19 protein-coding genes and 3 pseudogenes are annotated in these 21,810 nt (G+C 52.0%); 6 read left to right on the forward strand and 16 right to left on the reverse strand.

The genetic code is table 11. The features are described from left to right. Window positions 1-106: 106 nt before the first annotated feature. The 5 genes and pseudogenes from AWJ19_RS21020 to AWJ19_RS21040 all read right to left on the reverse strand — a co-directional run bounded on the left by AWJ19_RS21020 (window position 107) and on the right by AWJ19_RS21040 (window position 6,042). Complete coding sequence (locus AWJ19_RS21020) at window positions 107-991, reverse strand: ROK family protein (RefSeq protein ID WP_068726754.1); 885 nt, start codon at window positions 989-991, stop codon at window positions 107-109. 18 nt (window positions 992-1,009) lie between these two features. Further along, a pseudogene (locus AWJ19_RS21025) lies at window positions 1,010-2,493 on the reverse strand (glycoside hydrolase family 32 protein). 111 nt (window positions 2,494-2,604) lie between these two features. Then, entirely contained in the window at window positions 2,605-4,221 is a 1,617-nt protein-coding gene (locus AWJ19_RS21030; protein ID WP_068726756.1) for an ABC transporter substrate-binding protein, read from the reverse strand. A gap of 64 nt (window positions 4,222-4,285) precedes the next feature. Further along, window positions 4,286-5,167 (reverse strand): carbohydrate ABC transporter permease, encoded by an 882-nt coding sequence (locus tag AWJ19_RS21035; RefSeq protein ID WP_068726758.1) that lies wholly within the window; start codon window positions 5,165-5,167, stop codon window positions 4,286-4,288. A gap of 17 nt (window positions 5,168-5,184) precedes the next feature. Further along, on the reverse strand, window positions 5,185-6,042 hold the full coding sequence (locus AWJ19_RS21040) for an ABC transporter permease subunit (RefSeq protein ID WP_082708028.1): 858 nt from the start codon (window positions 6,040-6,042) through the stop codon (window positions 5,185-5,187). 513 nt (window positions 6,043-6,555) lie between these two features. Here AWJ19_RS21040 and AWJ19_RS21045 point away from each other — a divergent pair. Further along, a complete protein-coding gene (locus AWJ19_RS21045; protein ID WP_068726759.1) occupies window positions 6,556-7,596 on the forward strand; it encodes a LacI family DNA-binding transcriptional regulator in 1,041 nt (346 codons plus the stop codon). A 14-nt stretch (window positions 7,597-7,610) separates the two neighbouring features. On the opposite strand, the gene AWJ19_RS21050 is transcribed toward AWJ19_RS21045, so the two are convergent. Next, window positions 7,611-8,312: a metallophosphoesterase family protein gene (locus AWJ19_RS21050; protein WP_068726761.1), complete on the reverse strand. Its 702-nt coding sequence runs from the start codon at window positions 8,310-8,312 to the stop codon at window positions 7,611-7,613. Window positions 8,313-8,473: 161 nt separating this feature from the next. On the opposite strand from AWJ19_RS21050, the gene AWJ19_RS21055 reads away from it, so the two are divergent. The 3 genes and pseudogenes from AWJ19_RS21055 to AWJ19_RS21065 all read left to right on the forward strand — a co-directional run bounded on the left by AWJ19_RS21055 (window position 8,474) and on the right by AWJ19_RS21065 (window position 12,049). Beyond that, entirely contained in the window at window positions 8,474-9,949 is a 1,476-nt protein-coding gene (locus AWJ19_RS21055; protein WP_068726763.1) for a VCBS repeat-containing protein, read from the forward strand. A 14-nt stretch (window positions 9,950-9,963) separates the two neighbouring features. Then, window positions 9,964-10,658: pseudogene (locus tag AWJ19_RS21060) on the forward strand (response regulator transcription factor). Beyond that, window positions 10,652-12,049: an ATP-binding protein gene (locus tag AWJ19_RS21065; RefSeq protein WP_347231136.1), complete on the forward strand. Its 1,398-nt coding sequence runs from the start codon at window positions 10,652-10,654 to the stop codon at window positions 12,047-12,049. The pseudogene AWJ19_RS21060 and the gene AWJ19_RS21065 overlap by 7 nt, the downstream one beginning before the upstream one ends. A 76-nt stretch (window positions 12,050-12,125) precedes the next feature. Here AWJ19_RS21065 and AWJ19_RS21070 read toward each other — a convergent pair whose 3' ends face one another. From AWJ19_RS21070 to AWJ19_RS21090, 5 genes are all read right to left on the reverse strand, one after another. Then, window positions 12,126-12,719: a flavin reductase family protein gene (locus AWJ19_RS21070; RefSeq protein WP_068726766.1), complete on the reverse strand. Its 594-nt coding sequence runs from the start codon at window positions 12,717-12,719 to the stop codon at window positions 12,126-12,128. 25 nt (window positions 12,720-12,744) lie between these two features. After that, on the reverse strand, window positions 12,745-13,695 hold the full coding sequence (locus AWJ19_RS21075) for a ring-cleaving dioxygenase (protein ID WP_068726768.1): 951 nt from the start codon (window positions 13,693-13,695) through the stop codon (window positions 12,745-12,747). 167 nt (window positions 13,696-13,862) lie between these two features. After that, window positions 13,863-14,384 (reverse strand): GNAT family N-acetyltransferase, encoded by a 522-nt coding sequence (locus tag AWJ19_RS21080; protein ID WP_068726770.1) that lies wholly within the window; start codon window positions 14,382-14,384, stop codon window positions 13,863-13,865. A gap of 73 nt (window positions 14,385-14,457) precedes the next feature. Beyond that, on the reverse strand, window positions 14,458-15,168 hold the full coding sequence (locus AWJ19_RS21085) for a glycosyltransferase family 2 protein (protein ID WP_068726772.1): 711 nt from the start codon (window positions 15,166-15,168) through the stop codon (window positions 14,458-14,460). A gap of 315 nt (window positions 15,169-15,483) precedes the next feature. Then, the gene (locus AWJ19_RS21090; protein ID WP_068726773.1) at window positions 15,484-16,260 is read right to left on the reverse strand and encodes an NAD(P)-dependent oxidoreductase; all 777 of its coding nucleotides are present in this window, start codon (window positions 16,258-16,260) and stop codon (window positions 15,484-15,486) included. Window positions 16,261-16,471: 211 nt separating this feature from the next. Here AWJ19_RS21090 and AWJ19_RS21095 point away from each other — a divergent pair, with 211 nt between their 5' ends. Continuing rightward, window positions 16,472-17,266 carry a sulfite exporter TauE/SafE family protein gene (locus tag AWJ19_RS21095; protein ID WP_068726775.1) on the forward strand — a complete coding sequence of 265 codons (795 nt, stop codon included), beginning with the start codon at window positions 16,472-16,474 and terminating at the stop codon, window positions 17,264-17,266. 15 nt (window positions 17,267-17,281) lie between these two features. Here the strand turns inward: AWJ19_RS21095 and AWJ19_RS21100 are convergent, their stop codons facing one another. The 5 genes and pseudogenes from AWJ19_RS21100 to AWJ19_RS21120 form a co-directional block, all read right to left on the reverse strand. After that, entirely contained in the window at window positions 17,282-17,989 is a 708-nt protein-coding gene (locus tag AWJ19_RS21100) for an SDR family oxidoreductase (protein ID WP_068726777.1), read from the reverse strand. Window positions 17,990-18,072: 83 nt separating this feature from the next. Further along, window positions 18,073-18,660 carry a TetR/AcrR family transcriptional regulator gene (locus tag AWJ19_RS21105; protein WP_068726778.1) on the reverse strand — a complete coding sequence of 196 codons (588 nt, stop codon included), beginning with the start codon at window positions 18,658-18,660 and terminating at the stop codon, window positions 18,073-18,075. 31 nt (window positions 18,661-18,691) lie between these two features. Then, complete coding sequence (locus AWJ19_RS21110; RefSeq protein ID WP_068726780.1) at window positions 18,692-19,111, reverse strand: hypothetical protein; 420 nt, start codon at window positions 19,109-19,111, stop codon at window positions 18,692-18,694. A 142-nt stretch (window positions 19,112-19,253) separates the two neighbouring features. Continuing rightward, window positions 19,254-19,490 (reverse strand): annotated as a pseudogene (locus tag AWJ19_RS21115) (DUF5935 domain-containing protein); the annotation flags it as partial. A 6-nt stretch (window positions 19,491-19,496) separates the two neighbouring features. Beyond that, window positions 19,497-20,471, reverse strand: a complete 975-nt coding sequence (locus AWJ19_RS21120; RefSeq protein WP_068726784.1) for a phosphotransferase — start codon at window positions 20,469-20,471, stop codon at window positions 19,497-19,499. A gap of 125 nt (window positions 20,472-20,596) precedes the next feature. On the opposite strand from AWJ19_RS21120, the gene AWJ19_RS21125 reads away from it, so the two are divergent. Continuing rightward, window positions 20,597-21,757, forward strand: coding sequence for an epoxide hydrolase family protein (locus AWJ19_RS21125; protein ID WP_068726786.1), 1,161 nt, complete (start codon window positions 20,597-20,599; stop codon window positions 21,755-21,757). Window positions 21,758-21,810 lie beyond the last annotated feature (53 nt).

Raw genomic sequence — 21,810 nt, forward strand, 5'->3', positions numbered from 1 at the left:
TCTACCTCTTTTCCTGTGAATGATAGCTCATATTGAAACACAAGGCCGGCTTGCTGCATCTGCATCACTCCGGCCTTGTCTGCTGTTATATCAATAATAGATTGAACTACTTCAGGTTTTTGTCCATTGCTGCAAGACCCAGGGCCAGCGCACCGCATAATCCGGCCTGCTGGCCAAGACCCGGAGCCACAATATACTCCTCCATTTGCGTGAGAATAGCATCCGCACTGACATATCCGTTAAGATTCCGGCTCACGGCCTCCCGGACCAGCGGGAACAGCTGGGACTGCTGCATAACGCCTCCGCCGAGTATGATTTTCTCCGGGGAGAGAAGCAGGACAGCCTGGGTTACGGACTCGGCAATGTAGAAGGCTTCAATCTCCCATGCCTTGTGCCCGGCAGGAAGCTCAGGACCCTTTGCTCCCCATCTGGCTTCAATAGCTGGCCCTGCCGCCATTCCTTCGAGGCAGTCTCCATGATAGGGGCATCTTCCGGGATAATGATCCTCCGGATGCCGTCTCGTCGGAACATGCCCGCCTTCAGGATGCACAAGACCATGAACCAGCTGCCCCCCGGCATAGACACCGACACCTATCCCTGTACCCACGGTAATGTACAGGCAGCTGGACAGTCCCTGTGCCGCCCCCCACTTCACCTCACCATAGGCCGCAGCATTAACATCGGTATCCCAGCCCAGCGGAACCGGAAAGGCTTGCTTCAAGGTCCCGAGCAGATCATAATTTGCCCATCCCGGCTTGGGCGTGGTCGTAACGTAACCATAGGTCGGGCTATCCGGGCGGATATCAATCGGACCAAAGGACCCGATCCCGATGGCTTCTGCCCCTTTGTCCCGGAAATACTCGATTACTTGGGGCATCGTCTGATCCGGATGGCTGGTCGGGAAGCTGATCTGATCCTCAATCCGTCCGTGCTCATCCCCGATGCCGCAGATAAATTTCGTTCCGCCTGCTTCAATAGCTCCTATACGCATGTTAGCTGCACCTCCCGTTTACTTCCTGCCGCCGGCTGCGGCAGATGAGGCCAGCTCATAAAGCTCCAGCGACAGGAACACCTGCTCTTCCTGCTCTGTAAAGGCAGCCAGTCCGGCGGAGGACGGCCCAGGGTAAATAAGATCCGTAATAACCGCCTGACCGCCGCCCGCGAACACCTCCACCGAGGAACGGTCTACATAAATACTCAGATCATAGACTTCAGCCGGTGCCGCAAGCTTCGCAGAATGAACCCCCGCGAACAGACTGTGGAAATCAGCCTTCCCGGAAGCACTGCGGTCCACGTACAATTCTTCCGTCTGCGCATTAATCCCGGCAACGGTTTGCTCCTGGGCACCTGCTTTTATGCGGAATCCGGCAGACGTACCGCGCGGAAGCTTCGCCTCTATAAGGTAGGCGTCCAGTTCAAGCCCGGCGCAGGCCGCATTAATTTCTTGCACCGAAGCATTCTTAAGGGACAGGACAGGGATACGCGCTGCTTCCAGCTCTTTAGCAGGCTTCTGGATGAGCATCGCCTCCCCGTTTCTCGTTTCCAGTGAAAGCTCACGGGGAATCGTCATCGCTCCGCGGAAGCCTTCTGTCGGTGTCTGCGGAGCATACATCCAGTTGCTCATCCAGCCGATAAACAGGCGTCTTCCATCTTCCTCGGGAAGATCGGACCAGCTCACTCCGGCATAATTATCCCTGCCGTAATCCATCCAGCGGATGCGCTGCGAGGCTTCGTCAGGCGTGAATACAGTCCCGTCGAAGCTGCCTGTGAAATACTGTGTTCTGGAGCCTTCCTCAAAGGCCGGATCAGCACCAATGCTCACAAGCATCACCCATTTAACGTTATCCTTGTCCCCATCAACCGGCAGCGGGAAAAGATCCGGGCACTCCCATACTCCGTCATGCGAGCCGATCCCGGCACCGAATTCGCTGGCAAAGGTCCAGTGAATCAGGTCAGGCGAGTGGTACAGGCATACTGTCTGGCCGCAGGCCACGATCATCACCCAGCGGCTGGCATCATGATCCCAGAACACCTTGGGATCACGGAATCTATGAAGCTGTCGTGGGTCAGCACCGGATTTCCGGCATATTTGATCCAGGTTCTCCCGTTATCCTTGCTGTACGCAATGCTCTGATACTGAACGGGCGGCTGTCCTTCCGGCATATTCAGGTGATGGGTAAAGATCGCTACAAGCCCCGGCTTATCTTCGAAAAAGCCCGTCGTATTCTTCCAGTCCACAACGGCGCTTCCCGAGAAAATCATGCCCAGTTCATCCGGCACCAGCGCAACCGGCAGCTCTTCCCAGTTAATGAGATCCCTGCTGACGGCATGGCCCCAGTGCATCTCGCCCATACTCATACCGTCCGGGTGATGCTGGAAGAACAAGTGGTATTCTCCCTCGAAGTAGACGAGCCCGTTCGGATCATTCATCCAATTCTTCCGGGGTGAAAAGTGATAGGCTCCCCGGTAGTTTTGCTCTGTAATTGCTGACATATATGATTTCTCCTTTTCTCCCGGATAGATTGAACCGGGAATTTAGAGAAAGGGTCTGGCTCAGCTCCCTTTTCTCAAGATTCCAGTTCAATCTTTATTTTTATTTTTATATTACTTCCCCGTTGCTCTGTCGTAGCCGCCCTGCTTGATCTTCAGCCATTCCTGCAGGCCGAGGCGGTCCAGCTCTTTGAGATAATCATTCCACTCTGCATCGATTTTGCCGTTCTGGTACCATTCGGTGCGCATTCTGAGCACATAGGCGAACAGGTCGGTTTCAATGGTCGTCAGGCGGTCCAGCTCGTCAATGGAGTGGAATACGCTCGGCATAACGTTTTCTGCCTTCATTTTTGGAGCCATGATGTTCTTGATGATATCCATTCTGCCCTTGGCATCATCCGGCATGGTTGTATATTTATTATAGTAGGAATCCAGAATCGCCAGCGGTCCGCCGATGCTTGTTTTCTCGCGCAGCTCAACCGGAGCAGCCCCATTCAGCGGCAAATGCTTCAGCATCCCCTTGGCTTCATCAAACTCGAAGATGTTCTGCTGGGTATCATCCCCGTAGGTTCCCCAGTTGTTCTGTACGGACTGGATCGGGTCATACAGCTGATCCACCCACTTCGCCGTGGTTTCCAGGTTTTTATTCGCGCTGGTCACGACCATTTTGCCGCGTCCAAGACCGAGACCGTTCGTACGGGTTACGTTGATTTCACCGTCAGGTCCAGCCAGTGGCTGCATAACCTCATAAGCATCGTTCGCTCCGGAGATGTTCGCTTTATCCCAGGAGAAATAGAGGCCGTACTTCTGATCCTTCCCCTTAGCCAGGTAAGTACTCCAGTCTTGGGTATACGCTTCGATATCAATGAGGCCTTCTGTATACAGCTCGTGGATATACGATACCGCATTTTTATAGTCTTCTTGCGCAGCCGTAAAGATCACCTTGCCGTCATTGCTTACCACCGCATGGTCAGGATTCTCGCCGAGTCCGAAAGAACCAAACAGGAAGGCTAAGTCCTCCGCTCCCGGCTTATTAATGAAGGACAGAGGAATTTCATCAGCCTGACCGTTGCCGTTCGGATCCTTTGTCTTAAAAGCAATCAGCACCTGCTTCAATTCTTCCGTCGTTGTCGGCATCTTGAGGCCCAGCTTCTTCAGCCATTCCACGTTTATCCAAGGCATACTGTCCACCGCCTGGATTCTTTCTTTGCCGTTCCCCAGCTCTTCGATCCAAGGAAACGCGTAGATGTTGCCGTCAGGGGCTGTAATCATGCTTTTGTATTCAGGGGCTTCTTCCAGCACTTTTTTAAAGTTAGGCATATTCTGCTCGATCAGATCATTGAGCGGAATGATGGTGCCGTCCTTGGCAAGCTTCAGCAGCTCATAGTCACTGTAGTCGGCATTAAAAATCGCATCAGGAAGATCGCCGCTGGCAACGGCCAGGTTTCTTTTTTCCACAAACACATCTCTGGTGAAGTTTTTCCAGTTGATATGCACATTCGTTTTTTCTTCGAGGCGTTTATTGATCAGCTTGTCATTCGGGTCGGACGGGGCCAGCGGGGAGCTTTGGGTAATGAAGTTCAGGGTCACTTTCCCGTTTGGATCCTGTTTTTCACTGGCAGCGTTATCTCCCCCGCCCCCTCCGCCGCATGCGGCAAGGAACATGAAGGAAGCAAGGACTGAGGCAGAAGCTGCTTTTGACAAAACCTTTGATCTTTTTGATCTTTTCATCGGATATGACCTCCAAAGTAAAATGAAATGAATAAAAGAACCTTATCTATGTGCAGTCTGCTTCCTATTTAATGGAGCCGACCATGACACCTTTCTCAAAGTACTTCTGGAAAAACGGATACATAATGATCAGCGGCAGGCTGGAGACAACGATCGCGGCATATTTGATGATTTCAGACAAACGTTTCATTTCTGCTGCAGCCAGCTGATCACTGATCATGCTGGGGTCTACCTGATTCTGGATCAGGATGGAGCGCAGAACGAGCTGCAGCGGGTGAAGATTCGGATTATCGAGATAGATCATGGCATCAAAGTACGAATTCCACTGGCCGACAAAGGCATACAGCGCAAGCACAAAGATGATCGGTTTAGAGAGCGGCAATACGATGCTGAAGAAAATCCTCATCTCCGAAGCCCCGTCCACATTGGACGCCTCCTTCAGTTCTTTCGGCACCCCTTTGAAGAAGGTTCTGGACAAAATAATGTTCCATACATTGACCGCTCCGGGGATGATGACAGCCCAGACCGTATCCAGCAGCCCCAGATTTTTAACCAGCAGATAAGTCGGGACAAGGCCGCCGCCGAAGAACATCGTGAACAGGAACAGCGTCATAAATAAGCCCTTCCCCTTTAAGCGGTCATCCGACAAGGCATACCCGGCACAGACAGAGACCATTACGGTCAGAAAAGCAAAGGCAGAGGCATAAAAAACAGCGTTTGCAAATCCCCGCAGCATCGCGGGATTGGTAAGGATCATCTTATAGCCTTCCGTAGACCAGTCCGAAATCTTAAATGAAATCCCCCGGCTCAGCAGGACCGACGGGTCCATGAAGGAGGCGATCACCACATACACGAGCGGCAGAATCACCACCAGCACAGCCAGTGTCAAAAAAGCGGCGTTCAGCGCAAGCATGAGGCGGTCCAGCCGCGAATGTTTAACGAACATGATTGGTTGCTCCTTTCCTAATAGAGGCCTTCGCCCTCATTCAGCTTCTTCACTGTGAAGTTCACTGTAATCAGCAGAATGACGTTGATAAGTGAGTTGAACAGCCCCACTGCAGCTGAGTAAGCATAGTCGCCCGACTGCAGGCCGATTTTGTACACATAGGTCGGAATAATCTCGGAGGTCGGCAGGTTCGTGGCTGTCTGCATCAGATAAGCCTTCTCAAAGCCTATGGACATGATGCCGCCTGCGGCAAGAATGAAGACAATCGCCATAATAGGCCTGATGGTCGGCAGGTCAATATGCCGGATTCTTTGCAGCAGATTGGCACCGTCCAGATTGGCCGCGTTATGTAACTCAGGGTCTACATTGGCAAGCGCCGCTACATAGATGATGGAAGCCCAGCCCGCCCCCGTCCAGATGTCGGAAAGGATGTAGACCCAGCGGAAATATTCCGGACGCGACATGAACATTACCGGTTCCCCGTTTATCCAGCTGAACAGCTGGTTAACCGGCCCTGTCGGAGACAGAAAGATGAACAGCATCCCTACAACCACCACTACCGATATAAAGTTAGGGGCATAGAGGAAAAGCTGGATGTTCTTTTTGACTCCGGCGCGGCGGACCTGATTAAGCATCAGGGCGAGCAGAATCGGCACAGGAAAGCTTAGAATCAGGCCGAAAAAACTCAATTTAAGCGTATTCATAAAAATGACCTCAAAGTTTGGGGAAGACAGGAATTTCTCAAAGTTGTAGAGTCCCACCCATTCACTGCCCAGAATCCCTTTGATCGGGCTGAAATCCTTAAAGGCGATAACCGCACCATACATAGGACCGTATTTAAAGATCAGGGTCAGGAGCAGCGCCGGTGCCAGCATGAGATACAGGAAATAATGCTTCTTCAAATATTCCGGCAAGGAGCTCTTCCTCACCGCCGTCACGCGCCGGGAATCCGCTTCTATTGAATTTTGCAATGCCTTTACCTCCGTTCATGTACATAATTTATAGTTCAAAGCTCCGGGACACTGTTGAAAGGCTTACATTTTTCAGTGCAAATGCCCTCTGGTTCCTTTACAATTTATCAAATGAAAACCCATCAGTCAATACATTTTGTAAAAATAATTTGTTCATTTGACTACTATTTTGTTCTATATTGCCTTATTTCTTTTGACAAAAATCAAGAAAAGCTAATTATTTTTATAAAAACTCCGCTTCTCAAGCCGAAAAACAGTATTAAGACAGACTAAATTAAAATTCCGCTTAAGACACTCCGTTCATTTTGTAAACTAATTTGTGCATTTGTAAAATTTAATTTGCTATTTGGCGAAAACTATTATACATTTAATGGAGTAGACGAAGAGAAACATTAATATAGAGGTGAACTTACATATATGGCACGGGGAAAAGTAACGATCCAGGATATCGCCGATGCGCTGGGCATCTCCAGAAATACGGCCTCCAAAGCATTGAACGGCACAGAAGGCCTGCCTGAGGAAACCAGAAACAAGGTCATCAAGAAGGCGATTGAGTTAAAGTATAAGCAGTTTTCATTGATAGAGCCGGAGAATGTCCTGCCGAAAAGCTCCCGGAACATTGCGCTGTTAACGGAGAATCTGCCTAATACCTCCCACTTCGGTTCAACTCTGATCAGCGGCCTTGAGAAGCACATCAGTGCGGAGGGCTACAATTTGTCCATTCACATCATACGGGAAATCGAGCAGAAATCTCTGACGCTCCCTAATAATTTTGACGTGGATAATGTAGACGGTATCATTTGTATCGAGCTGTTCAATCTGGAATACAGCAGGCTGATCACGGACCTCGGCGTTCCGACGATCTTTATCGACTGCTCCGCACATGTATGCTACCCGGTATTCCAGGCGGATATTCTGCTGATGGAGAACGAGCACAGCACTTATCATCTTACCAAAAAGCTTATTGATGGCGGTTACACAACCCTCGGATTTATCGGGGACTACAATCATTGCATGAGCTTTAATGAACGGTGGGCAGGCTTCAACCGTGCCCTTACGGCGGCAGGAATTCCTCTTCAAGAGGAGCAGTGTATCCTGGATGATGACCGTCTGTTCTTCGCAACACCTGAATGGGCAGCCGGGAAATTACAGGCTATGCCAAAGCTCCCCTCGGCGTTTATTTGTGCCAATGACTACATCGCCGTTAATATGATGAAGGCCCTGAAGCAGTCGAACTATTCCATCCCGGGCGATGTCGCCGTCTGCGGGTTCGATGACGGTCCCGAGGCGTGCATCATCGAGCCTCATCTGACCACCGTCCATATTTACAGCAGTGAAATGGGGATCAAGGCCGCCGAAATGCTGCTCTCCCGGATCGAAAGCCCGCAGCAGCCCTATCAGGTCAGCCATATCAGCACGAGGCCGGTTATTAGAGAATCGACGCCGGAATTTTTTTAAATTCGTCAATCATCCTAATACCGTCCGATTCGCCGCTCCTCAAGGATCTGCTTAGCCTGCTTATACACGAGATACGTCATCTCCGTCAGATTTACCAGCCCAAGCGCCCGTTCATCCAGCACGGAGTATGTATTCGAGCCGAGATCGCAATTCATTCTGACTCCGTCCGAATAAATCCGCTCTACCGGAGTATGCCCGTGTATCACGGGCTTTCCGCCTGTTAAGGCAAGCAGCTCCGCCCGCGGCTGATGATAGAAATCATGCTCATTCATCCACAGAATATCCCGTTCCTGCTGATCCAGCGGCTGACCGGGATTCAGTCCGGCATGGGTATACACATATTCGTCGTCGTCATAATACAAAGGCAAAGAACAGGCCCATATCATATGCTCCTGCCGGACCTCTTCATCGGGGAATTCGGCAGCGAAGCCTTTGAGCGTCTCACGCCCCCCGTGACTCAGCCACAGCTTGTCCCCGCGCACCATATAATCGCCCATCATTTCTTCGTGATTGCCAATCACGGCATGAACATTGTCCGGGTACTGCCCCATCAGATGTTTAATCAGCTTAACAACACCGGCGGAATCCGCTCCCCGGTTAATCATATCCCCCCCGAACACCAGCTGATCCTTTTCTGGCGCAACCTCCGCCTTTTTGAGAAGCAGCTTCAGTCCCTCCAGGTCCCCATGAATATCTGTCACAAAAAATTTTCGCATCCCATTCTCCCCCGTCCTTATTAATCCGCATACCCGCTATATTACTTAATCATACCAAGCCGGTTGCCTGGCAGACAGCGCAACCTTTACCATTTTGCAACTACTTTGCCTGATGGTTGGGATATACTAGCCTCAGATACCGCAAAGGAGATTATACCCTTATGAATAAATCAGCTTTAGGCCTTGGGTCCATTTTATTATTAACTTTCATAACATCAGGCTGCGGTGCGCCCAAGACACCCAGTGATCTGCTACGCGCCCCTTCACAGGGCAATGCCGACGGAACCATTACCAGCATCGTAAAATCCTTCCTTCCGGCAGGCTCCCACCTGACCGTCCCCGTCCATTCCGAGTCGGGAAGCGCCATTCAGCTGCAGGATCTGGACAAGGACGGCAAGGATGAAATTCTCGCCTTCTACAAAACGGACAAAACCGATTTTGAAGTCAACACCCTTGTCCTGTCGCAGTCCAGCGGCGAATGGAACAAGCTGACTGTCATAACCGGTGTCGGCAGCGAGCTGGATTACGTGCAGTTCGTAGACGTCACAGCAGACGGGCAGCCGGATGTACTGCTGGGCTTCAGCGGCGGCAAAGGCCTCAGCAAAGAGCTGGCGGTCTATAGCCTAAAGGACGGCGCCATGTCCGAGATCCTCAAGCAGCCTTATGATCATCTGGCGGTAGGCGACCTGACCGGCAGCGGGCAAACGGATGTCGCCCTGTTCCAGACTACCTTTACCACCGATATGCAGCCAAGTGCAAGGCTGCAGTTATTCCGGCTGGCAAGCGGGCAGCAGCAAAGCCTGACCGATCAGGCTTTTGACGGGGCTATCATTCAGGCCCAGTTCGCCAGGGCGGCTCCGGGCATCAGCGCTCTGTTCGTGGATGTGGCAATCGGCGCACATTCTTCCTATACCTCTCTTCTGACTTGGGAAAATGACCAATTTATTGATATACTTGCAGCAGATGATTATCATCACAGGGAGCTTGCGGACAGCCGGGATATTACGCTCACTCCCCTGAAGCCCCCAGCTGACAGCAAGCTTGGCGGGAGCAATATGGTGATCAAGGATTATCCGCTGTACAGCATAGATGCGAACGGCGACGGCATAGTGGAGGTCGGCTTCCTGGTACCTCCTGCCGGACTGGAGGGCATGGCCCCGCTTGCCACTCCGTTTATCACCAAATATTATCAATGGGACGGACAGTCCGGCTTGAAATTTACGTCAGAGCAGTTCGACAGATGGGGCTTCAACTTCCATATTCCGCAGAGCTGGAAGGGTAAATATGCCCTTGAAATTGCAGAAGAATCTCCCGAGCCCTGGAAAAACATCCGGTTCAGCTATAAGGAAGCCGGCTCAGATTCCCAGGCAGTTCTGCTTGAGCTGCGGCTGCTGACCAGACAGGAATGGCAAAGCGCAGAAGTGAAGCTGAAGGCGGAGAACAGTATTTATACCGTGCTCTATGAGCTGCAAAATACAGAGGATGCTGCGGCCCCCACCGTGCTTGTTGCTGTACTGCCACCGGCAGATGCAGCCGGCAAGCTGAGCGGCACCAGGATGCAGGAGTATAACCAGCTCAAGCTGACGCTGGAGGAGGTCCGGCGGCTGGCCGGCACACCGCAGCCGCCGATGTACTGACTAGGAGGTCGCCTATGAAAGTGCTGGTACTGGAAGACGAGAAGCCGATTCGCGATTTTTACAGGTGAACCTGAGGCGGGCCGGCTTCGAGGTTACCGAAGCTGCTACAGGTGAAGCAGCGCTTGCCGCCGCGCGGGGACAGCGGGATTTCGATATCGCCATTCTCGACCTGATGCTTCCCGGAATCAGCGGGTTTGAGGTATGCGCATTGCTGCGCAGGGAATTCCCCCGGCTCGGCATCATTATGCTAACCGCCAAAAGCCAGGAAATTGATAAGGTGATGGGCCTGGATTCAGGGGCTGACGACTACGTAATCAAGCCCTTTAGTCCGGTTGAGCTGCTGGCCAGAGTCCGCTCGCTGTACCGGCGCATGTATCCCGGGGAGGCGGTGCTGCAGGAAAACAGCATCCAGCTGCCCCCTTTTACCCTGATGCCCGATGAACGGAAGCTGCTGAAAGACGGAGTGGAGATTGCGCTCACCCCCACTGAGTTTTCTATTGTTAAGCTGCTGATGGAGCAGCCCAATAAGGCGGTTAACCGCGATGACATACTGACCTCGGTCTGGGGGCAGTATTTTATGGGAGAGCTCAAAATCGTGGATGTAAATATTAGCCGGATCCGCCAAAAAATCGGCCAGGGCGCCACAGGGCCGCAATATCTGGAGACGGTGTGGGGATTCGGCTATCTATGGAGGGTACAACATTGCTGAGAGGGATCAGGGCACGGCTCATTACCTATATAACGCTTGTCCTGCTCCTGATCGTCCTGCTGCTGGAAGGGGTGTTTATTGTAGCTGTCCACTATTATTACCTGGGCAGTGCAATGGAGACCCTGTCTTCACGGGCCACGACCTCCGCTACCTTTTTCAACAAGTATCTGGAGGGCTATTCGATCAATGAGCGGGCAAGATACATTCTGGAGAACCTCTCAACGGAAGAGAGCAGCAAGGTCGAAGTTCTTAACACTGAAGGGAATGTCATTATTAACTCGTTCGGCTTCTCCAGCTCGGAGAGAATTGATACACCGGATGTGAGGACTGCACTGAGCAGCGGCAAGGGGATTTACCAGAGTCTTACCCCGGTGGGCGGGGAACGGATTATGGCCGTCTCGGTTCCGATCAAGGAGGCCGGTACCAATATCGGTGTGCTGCGGTATTCCGTATCGGCAGAGCCGCTATACGATGTCATTGTCACGATTGTGCTGAACGCGGTGTGGGTCGGGCTGCTCGTGATCCTGTTCGGCTTTGTGCTCAGTCTGATTATTGCCAAACGGATTGTCGGGCCGATTCAGCAGCTGACCTCGGTTGCCAAAGAGATGGCGACTGGCAATTTCTCGGCAAAGGCGGCGAAGCAGCATAACGACGAGATCGGAACGCTTGCCGTTACGCTCAATTATATGTCCGAGGAAATCCTCAAGAGTGAAAAAATCAAATACGACTTCATCTCATCCGTCACGCATGAGCTGCGCACTCCCCTGACCTCCATTAAAGGCTGGGGCGAGACGCTGCTTATGGGTGATTTGTCCGATAAAAAAGAGACCCTGCAGGGTCTCGAGGTGATGACCGGCGAAACGGACCGGCTGATCGGGCTGGTGGAGGATCTGCTTGATTTCTCCAAGTTCCAGGCCGGGGAGATTACGGTTGATCTGCAGCCGTATGATCTCAGGGGGCTGCTGGAGGACCTGCTGCTGCAGTTCCGGTACCGCGGTCAGACGAAGCAGATCCGGCTCTATGCCGATATTCCCGATCAGCCGCTTCCGGTCAACGGGGATTTCAACCGGCTGAAGCAGGTGTTCGTCAACCTGCTGGACAATGCCTTTAAGTTCACTCCGGCCGAGGGAGCGGTAAGCATTACCGCCGCTGTGCAGGAGGAGCTGATCATTGTCACGGTAACGGATACCGGAGAAGGCATTGAAGCGGCTGACCTGGAGAAGCTCGGCACCAAATTCTTCAAGGGCCGCTCGCGCCAGTCCGGCAGCGGTCTGGGGCTGGCGATCTGCAAGGAGATCATCGGGCTGCACGGCGGCCGGATCAAGATAGAGAGTGAGTTCACGATAGGAACCTCAGTAATCGTTGAGCTGCCGAGATATATTATGGAGTAGCTTGAGCATGAGGCGGTCTGCTGCCAGGCAAGGAAAAAGCCGGGATCTCCCGGCTTTTTCGCGTGGGCCATATCCTTCAGACAGGCCGCTCAATCTCAAAAATCTCCCCGATTCCGGCATAATGATTACCGGCCAGGCGGCTGACAGCCCCCAGCTTGAGCGGATCAATTCTGCCCTGCTCATAGATGTCTTCGGCAATATGAAACCGGACGATTCTGCCGATCAGCAGCTCAAAGCCAGGGAATTCTACTGCCCGCTCCAGTACGCATTCCATCCTTACCTTCGCTTCCTTAACTCCAGGCACAGAGATCACCGAGCTTGGCTCAGGCGTGAGTCCGGCGAGCGAAACCTCGCTCTGATCCGGTGCAAGGGGAGCTGCAGTCATGTTGACCTGCTCCACATTGTCCCTGTCCACAATATGCACGACAAATTCCTGACGTTCCATGATGTTCCGTGCCGTATCCTTCGGCTTGCCCGCCGCATGCTGGATGGATAAGGAGATCATCGGCGGATTCGACGATACGATATTGAAATAGCTGAAGGGGGCACCGTTCAGCACCCCGCCCAGGGATAACGTCGTTACAAATGCAATCGGCCGCGGAATGATGCTGCCAACAAGCAGCTTATAATTGTCCCTCTCCGTATTGTCTGCCGGGTCTATATTCAGCACACGATCATCCCTTTCGTAAATGAATTTAGTCGAGCTCTCTGATCTGGAACGGCAGCAGAACCTGCTCAATCTGTTCTCTGTGCGGCTCATACTGGGCAGGCAGCTTCAGCTCCGAGCCCATGGTTTCAGGCGTTTCGTCATGAGCAAAACCCGGAGGATCTGTAGCAATCTCAAACAGAATCTCCCCATGCTCCCTGAAATAAATCGCGTTAAAATAATTCCGGTCCTGCACAGGCGTCACACCGTATCCGTGATCATGCACATAGTCCTGCCATTCCAGCTGATCCTGGTCATCCTTCGCTCTCCAGGCGATATGATGGACTGTGCCGACACCCATTTCGCCGCGCTGTACAGCGGTCATTTTGAGATCAATGACATTTCCGAGGTCAGCCAAAGAACGGTAGCGTGCGATATCATTTTCCCGGCCGATAAAGGTAAGACCCAGCACCTGCTCCAGCAGTTCAGCTGTTGCTTCCGGATCCGTGGACAGCAGCGTGGCCCCGCCGAAGCCTTTGATTGCCGCTTCAGGGGTAACGCCTCCGAAGGTCCAGTTATTCTGCTCGCCGGCTTCCCGCTCCACCAGCTCCAGATGCAGCCCGTGCGGATCATCGAATTCAAGCACCTGCTCGCCGAACCGTTCCATTTCTGTAAAAGCAACCTTGAACTTGGCCAGTCTCTCTTTCCAGAAGCTCATCGCCCCGACCGGTATAATGTAAGTCGTTACCCCAACCTGTCCGCCGCCGATTTTACCTTTGTAAGCTCCAGGCCAAGGGAAGAAGGTAATGATCGTCCCCGGCTTCCCGCCGTCATTGCCGAAGTAGAAATGATACGTGCCCGGATCATCAAAGTTGACGGTCTGCTTAACCAGACGCAAGCCCAGCACTCCCGCATAAAAATCCATGTTCTCCTGCGGATGACCGACAATCGCTGTAATATGGTGAATCCCCATCGTTTGCTTTGCTGCTGCATTAGTCATTATAACCGACTCCTTTTAGGATAGTGTGATTTCAGAGGTTCATTTTCATACATATTATGATTTAAAGAATCTTAACTTTAAGATATGTGCCGGAAAATTATCTTTAAGTTAAGATAATCCCTTGATCTCAATTTACTCTCTTTTTATCTTAAAGTCAAGACTTTTACTTAAAATTTATAATACCAGAAAATTGCCTGCTCAGCGGCAGCCGGAAAATTGGAGTAAAGCATATTATCCACTCCACCAATGATAAAACCGTATCGGGCATAAAAGCGGCATGCGGCAACATTGACATTCTGTGTTTCCAGCATCAGGCCGGCAAGCTTGTGCTGCTGTGCCCACTCCACGGCCCGGTCCATAAGCCGGCTGCCGATTCCCTGCTGCCTCCTGCTGCTGACTACGCCGATCTCTTCAACCATCGCATATCCGTTCCAGTTCGCGCGCAGCCTGATCCGCGCGGAACAATCAGCACCGTCATAATATAAAAATACGGCCTTACCGTCTTCTTCAATATATGCTGCATCAAGCACCTCATCTGCATAACGCTTCATATAAGGTTCTGCCAGCGTCTCTTCCGTGTACGTCCACACACCGCTTTCATACCTTAGAAGAATCCGTCCTGTAACGGAAAATGCTTCATTCGGCTTGTTGTAATCCTCCATGGTTGCATGTGTCATTTTAACAATCAACTTCTCAGCGCCCCGTTCCCTTTAGTGTATCCATATTATATTCCTCCCGGGTTGCCGGTCTCCTGCCTCCTGCTCAATGTCCTTCTTTGATATGATTCATGATTCCTTTTTTCTTGAGCCAGCCGATGAGCATGGCGTCCATAAGACCGGTGAAGCATTTCCTTAGGACACTGTATACGGAGATGCCGTGTTTTCTTTTTTGATGCGTTACTGTGACTTCAACGACCGAGAATCCGTTCATTCTGGCCAGAGCCGGCAAAAAACGGTGCATCCCGTTGTATAAATGCAGACTGTCGGCCACCTCCCGGGTAAACAGCTTCAGGGGACAGCCTGTATCCGCAATCGCTTCGCCGGTAATCCAGTTGCAGATCCTGTTTTCGAGCCTTGAGGATATTCTTTTCAGTCTGGGACCCGTACGGCCTGTGCGTCTTCCGTTTACAAAATCAATTTTTCCGATAAAAGGCATCAGCCTGAAAATATCCCGGGGATCGGTCTGAAGGCCGGCATCCAGCAGGGCTATTAATTCGCCCCGTGAATGTTTGATTCCCGCTGAGATTGCGGCAGTCTGCCCGTAATTCCGCTTGAAATGAATGACCTTTACCGCCGGGTCCAGCCGGGCCAGCTCATTCAGCAATAAGGAGCTCCGGTCCTTGCTGCCGTCATTCACCAGCACCAGCTCATAGCTTTCAACATTTCCCCTTAATGCTTCGGTAACATTCAAGTAGAGCTCCTGTATGTTTTTCTCTTCGTTATAGACCGGCACGACGACTGACAGACGGACCACCGGATAACACCTCCATTTTTCAGCCAAGAAGTCTAAACCGGGTATCCCCCGCTGCCTCCAGCCGCTTTCATTTCACTTCTTTGCTTATAACCGGAGCAACCTCCGCATCTGCGGTCAATTCCTTAAGCTTGGTTTCAATTTTGCCATCAGTATCGTCTCCTCTTTGCTAAATCATTCTCTATTCCATTATCTTATAGAACAGGCAGCCTGCTGCCATCGTCCAAAGGGGCGGAGTCTGCCTGCCCTTTCGGGCAGCCCGCCGGGCACGGCAAAAAAGAGGCCCCGCCATGCGGAGCCCCTTCCCTTAAACCTGCTTTATTCCTTTTGTCCTCCCTGGTAGACGGTTTCGTCCTGGCGTATTTCCCGGCCCTGCGCCCTGGCCTGCCGGAGCAGCTCGGCTCCGTCATCCTGCGGCTTGTACCCGATCAGCTTCTCCAGGTAAGCGATATCATAATAATTATCGCTGTTGGCAGACGTCCCGTACAGGTTCAGATACTGCATTTCCTCCTTGGCTTCAATGCAGCAGATCACCAGCTGGAGCATATCGCGTTCCGAAATCCAGATATGGCCCGCACGCTCCGAATGAGGCCGGTCATCACCCGGAAAATTGCCGATCCGGATGTTGAAGGAGGAGATTTTACCCTGGTCAGCGTACAGCCTGCCGAGCAGCTCAATATAACATTTGCTCAGGCCATAGAAGCTGTCCGGCCGGTAAGGGTCGGACGGGTCCACCTGCTCGTCCGTCTTATAGAATCCGGTCGCATGATTGGAGCTGGCGAAGACGATCCGTTTTACACCGCTCTGCACCGCAGCCTCAAACAGCTTGTACGCTCCGGCCACATTCCCCTGCAGCACCTTGCCAAGAAAATCCTCTTCATCCTTGATCCAGGCAAAATGGAGCACCGTATCAACATTCTGCGTCAGCTCCGCCATCCGTGCTTCATCGGCAATATCCATCTGAACAATCCCTTGTGCAGCATCCTCCTCAATGTCCGCTCCAATAACGTCATACCGGCCGTCTGCCCTGAGCCCCTGATAAATGGTATTGCCTATCCTGCCTGATGCTCCTGTTACAAGCAGTTTCCGTTTCACGGTGAACCAGCTCCCTTCCTGCCGTTCATGGATAGTTGCGCTGTTAGTTATTACCCGCAGGAACGGAAAACTATACAAATTATCAGGTTCTCAGATATGCAGCCGGGTATTCTGCCTGCCCCAAAACGGGTACAAAAGAATAATCATTACTTTTGCGGAAATCCGGGAAGTATAATAATGAGTATCTTCACAAAAGAAAGGGAACTGCCGAGTGCTAACTTACCTGCTTCTATTCCTTCTCGGACTTGCTGCCGGCATTTCCGGCTCGCTGGTCGGGCTGGGCGGCGGATTTATTGTCGTACCTGCATTAGCCTTTATGTATCCGGATATGCCAACCGCCCATTTGGCCGGGACTTCCATGGCCATGCTGCTGTTCAATTCCATTTCCAGCACTTATGTATATGCCCGGCAAAAAAGAATCGATTATCAGGCAGCGCTCTGGTTCGCAGCCGCCTCAATCCCGGGTTCGGTAATCGGGGCACTCTTCTCTGAACAGGTGGAGGGCAGGGCCTTTTTTGTCAGCTTCGGTATTTTTCTGATTCTGATCGCGCTGCTGCTTCTGTTCAAGCCCAAAAAGCCCCTGACCCTGCCGTTTAATCCAACGGTCAAGCGGAGCTTTACGGATGCCGGAGGCAGCCGGTTTGAGTATGCTTATCATATGCCTACCGGCGTTATAATCAGCTTTTTTGTCGGGTTCCTGGCCAGCCTGTTTGGCGTAGGCGGCGGCAGCCTGATGGTGCCGACAATGACGCTGCTGCTCGGCTTCTCCACGCATATTGCCGTCGCCACGTCGATGCTGCAGATCTTTCTGTCGGCGATCGTCAGCACCTCTACTCATGCCTATCTGCAAAATATCGAGTGGATCATGGTGCTGTGCCTGGCTCCAGGCGCCATTATCGGCGGCCAGCTCGGCGCCCGGCTTGCCAAACGCCTGCCGGCCAAGCTGCTGCTGCGGCTGCTTTCGGTCTTCCTGATTATTGTAGCTGCCCGGCTTATAATGAAATAATATTCGGCCCCCCGCTTACCAAGGCAGCCGGTCTTCCATGTAGAAGAAACCTCCGGTTGGCCCATCCGCCGGCAGAGTGGCGTAACGGACGGCTGTTTTGGCGCCTTCTTCAGGCGTCAGCTCGGCCTTGTCCCCGCCCATCCGGGTTTTTACCAGTCCGGGATGCACCGTATTAATTTTCAGCGGGGTATCCTTGTATTTATTGGCCCAGTACACAGTTAGCATATTGAGCGCGGCTTTGGAGGCAGCGTAAGCAGGCGTAGCAATCCGCTGGGCCAGCTCATTGCTCAGCTGGAATTGGATGGAGCCCAGGGCGCTGCTCTGGTTCACAATTCTGCCTGCTTCACTTTTTAGCAGGAGCGGCAGCAGAGCCTCAGTAATGTGGTACGGCGCAAACGTATTGACCGCAAAGGTATTCTCAAAAGCCTCCTCCGCTCCAGCCGCTTCCGCCCAGATTCCCGCATTGTTCACCAGTACATCCAGTTTGCCGTACTGTTCTCCGATCCACTTGGCAAGTGCAGTAATATGTGCGCTGTCGGTCACTTCGAGCTCTACGCCCACCGCCTCAATGCCCTGCTCCTTGAGCTGAGCAGCCGCTTCCTCGGCCGCAGCTCTGGTGCGAGCAGATAGAAGCACCGTTATCCCCTGCTCCCCCAGCTGTCTGGCTACCTCAAAACCAATTCCCTTGCTTGCCCCAGTGATCAGTGCGATTGTTTTATTCATTATAATTTCCTCCTTAATAGATACTTGCTATACCGCCACGTTACGGGAACGACCATTCTAGTATAATCAAAAAAAATTTCAACTTACTCCTCCGGCAGTTTCAGAAGCTCTACAGATAACCGTGCAATCTCCTGCAGTTGTTCCTTTGGAATGGAGGTTCTTGCCAGCACACGGAGCCCCACCAGTCCGTTATGCAAATATCGGGCCAGCTCCTCTACACTGAATCGGGTGCTGAACTCCCCTTCAAGCTGTCCCCGTTCTACTATTTCCCGCAGCAGCTTCTCTGTCCTCAGGAACCCGGCCCGGGATTTATCATCTGCTACAGCATCCCTGACGGCCAGCTCGGTAGCCGTATTAACCAGCATACATCCGGGCGGCATATCCTGCTCACCGCAGATCATATAATCGAGCACAAAGGCAAGCGCCTCTGCTGCCGTTCCCGCCTGCTGCACTCCGGCAGCCAGACTACGGTTAACCCTCTCGCCGAAACGGTCAATGCTCCGCAGGAACAGGCTATGTTTATCGGTAAAAGTGTCATACAGGCTTCTGCGGTGAATGCCCATATGCTCAACCAGCTCACTGATGGATGTCTTCTCATACCCTTGCAGCCAGAACAGCTCCATCGCCTTATCCAGAACGGCTTGTTCCTCAAACTCCTTATTCCTGGCCATGGTTTGCCCTCCTTACCTGCCCTCCTGAAGATCAGCCGGCCGCCAGCACCGCTGCAGGCTTCACCTCATTCAGCCATCTCACAGCTTCGTCTAGGCCGCTGAAGCTTCTCTGCTGATAAGGCAGCTGACCCTGTACGTTTACGGCGCGGTTCACACTTAATTTGGCGACAATGCTGTTGGGCTCGATCATCGCGAGGTATCGCAGGCCGCTTTTATAAACATGCTCTACATAAAAATCCGCCATCCACGCTTTATCCTCTTCCTTAATCACCGAGCCCTGCCGGATATCCATTAGTACCTTGCCGCTCTGCTTCTGTCTAAGCAGCTCCGCACCCTGCATTAGTACGGCTTGAAGGCCCTCCCCGTGAGAGAATCCGTTCCATTCAATCCTTACACTCTGCAATCGCTCATCCCATGCCACCAAACCGTTTACCGATTCGAATACCTTCATCTCCGCCACCCCTTCAGTTTATGGGAACGATCATTCTAAAAATAGTGCTATGTATGCCGTGTTCCCTTGCTATAGACCTATCTTAGCATAACGGGAACGGTTGGTAAAGAATTATTTTTACTGATCGTTCTCATATTGGTTGGTCCACAATCGGCTCCACAATAATCGTTCCGATGGAAATCATGGCGATCGTCGTCGGAATGGTCATCTGTGAAATGGATTTTCTGCCCGCCAGCCTGAGCAGAAGCATGCCGAAGATAATCAGCACCAGAGCCTTCCAGACCTCATTCCAAATTTCATTCATATCCATATCTCCTTTGGCAATACGGGTTACCGCATAGATATGGATATTTTTACTCATCAGGACGCAATTATGCATTGTCGATTACAGCAAATGGAACACTTCTTTTCCCTCCAGAAAATCCTTGCACAACGTTCCGCATACCTTTGCCGCATGCTCCTTAATCCAGCCGTTGCTCCCGGGATCACGGACGAACATCGCATAGCTGATGAAGATATCCATTAATATCTGCCCCTCAATATATCTGATATCGTCAAAGGTAAAGTCTCTCCGTGAACTGTAGCCCTCCAAAAAGTCGGGTCTGAACTCGCTTTTCAGCGCTGAGGAGGCACTTCCCACATCAAACAAATAATAGCCGTAGCCGGATAAGCAGAAATCGATCAGATGCGGCGTTGCCTCCTTAACAATCACATTCCCGGACTGTACATCGGCGTGAATGATTCCCCAGCTGTCCTGTCTTGAATCCAGCTCGGTCAGCTGTTCTTTGACTACATCAAGCACTTCCACAATGGTGTTATACTGCTCTTGACTATAGATACCGCCTGTTATGCCACATTTAAGCTCTTCAAGAGCGGAGTCAATACTCGCCGCACCGTATACCGGTCTTGTTAATCCCGCCAGCTGCCCTCCGCTTGAAGCGTTATGAAGTTCCGCAAAGGTCTCGCCCAGCGCATACGCGATCAACCCGATATTTTCTTCTTTACCAGTCAGTACCGAGCCTTCAAACCACTCCAGCACTGTTGCAAAACATGAGCCAAATTCCTCTGAGCGGTACACTGTTACATACCCGCCTGCATGGTTAGCAACCGGCTCCTGCACCTCAATCACCTTCCTCCGGTTCAGCTCCTGAAGAAGGAACACCTCAGATTCCAGGCCTTCCAGCGTATGCTGGGTGCCGGACAGCCCGGCCGTCCTTGGCCAGTGAATACGGAGCAGATAATTTTTGCCGCTTGATGCATCTGTTACCTTAAAGGTCAAATTCTCGTTATGTCTGATGAACTCGATTACCGGCTCCGCAATCGGATAGGACAATATCACTTTCTCCGCATGCTTAATCAAGGCAGCTTCCCCCAGGTTACAAATTAAGGTATGATTTTTTCTTCTTTTATTCCATAATAATACATATCAAAGCAGTAAAGTTTACTATATTCGTAAAATACAACTAGAAGGATGGAGGAATGATCATGACAGCAGAACGTTTTCAAATCCGGGTATCCGATGAAGTGCTTACCGATTTGGAATATAGGCTTAAAGCTGTACGCTGGCCGGTTCCAATTGAGGGCCCAGGCTGGGAAACCGGTACAGATCCCGTTTATCTGCAATCTCTTATAGCGTATTGGCGGGACCATTTCGACTGGCGGGCACAGGAAGCCAAGCTGAACCGCTTCGCACATTACCGCAGTAACATTGACGGAACAGATATTCATTTTATCCACGAGCGCGGTAAAGGGCCTAACCCTCTGCCTATCGTCTTGACGCATGGATGGCCGGACAGCTTTTTGCGCTATCATAAAATTATCCCCATGCTCACTGATCCGGCCAGCTACGGCGGCAATACCGAGGATTCATTTGACGTTATTGTACCTTCACTGCCGGGCTTTGGCTTCTCGGGCTATCCGGAGAACGCTGGCATCAACAATTCACATATTGCCGCTCTCTGGGCGAAGCTGATGACAGAAGAGCTGGGCTACAGTGCATTCGCGGCTGCCGGCGGAGATATCGGCTCAGGCGTTACAAGATATCTGGCTGCCAGCCGTCCCGAGCTTCTGGTTGGAATCCATCTGACCGATATCGGTATTATCCGCAGCCTTTTGAATCCGGGTGCTGAGACAGAGCTGACAGCCGAAGAACGGCAGTATCAGCAGAACGCCCGGGACTGGATTGCCCGTGAGGGAGCGTACATGTCCATTCAATCCTCCAAGCCCCGCACGCTTGCTTATGGACTCTCCGATTCGCCGGCAGGTCTGGCAGGCTGGCTGATCGAGAAATTCCATGCCTGGAGCGATTGCAATGGTGATCTCCGCAAGAGCTTCAGCGAGGATGAGCTGCTCACGAACATCATGATCTATTGGGTGACCAATACGATAGGCTCGGCTACTCAGATTTATCACGAAAATTCCAGTTCTTTACCGCCGCTGGGCAGGATTGAGGTGCCGACCGGACTGGCCCTGTTCCCGGCCGATATCCTGCTGCCGCCCAAGGAATGGGCGCAGCGCAATTTGAACATTACCCGCTGGACCGAGATGCCGCGCGGCGGGCATTTTACTGCCTGGGAGGCACCCGAGCCGCTCGCCGAAGATATCCGCGCCTTTTTCAGGCCGCTTAGGCAGGCAGCGCAGCAATAAATTTAGGGGACTATCACTTGAAAAGACTCATTGTAACGTTATTAGTCATAGTG

The sequence above is a fragment of the Paenibacillus sp. DMB5 genome (genome assembly GCF_001517085.1).
Lineage (GTDB): Bacteria > Bacillota > Bacilli > Paenibacillales > Paenibacillaceae > Paenibacillus_AQ.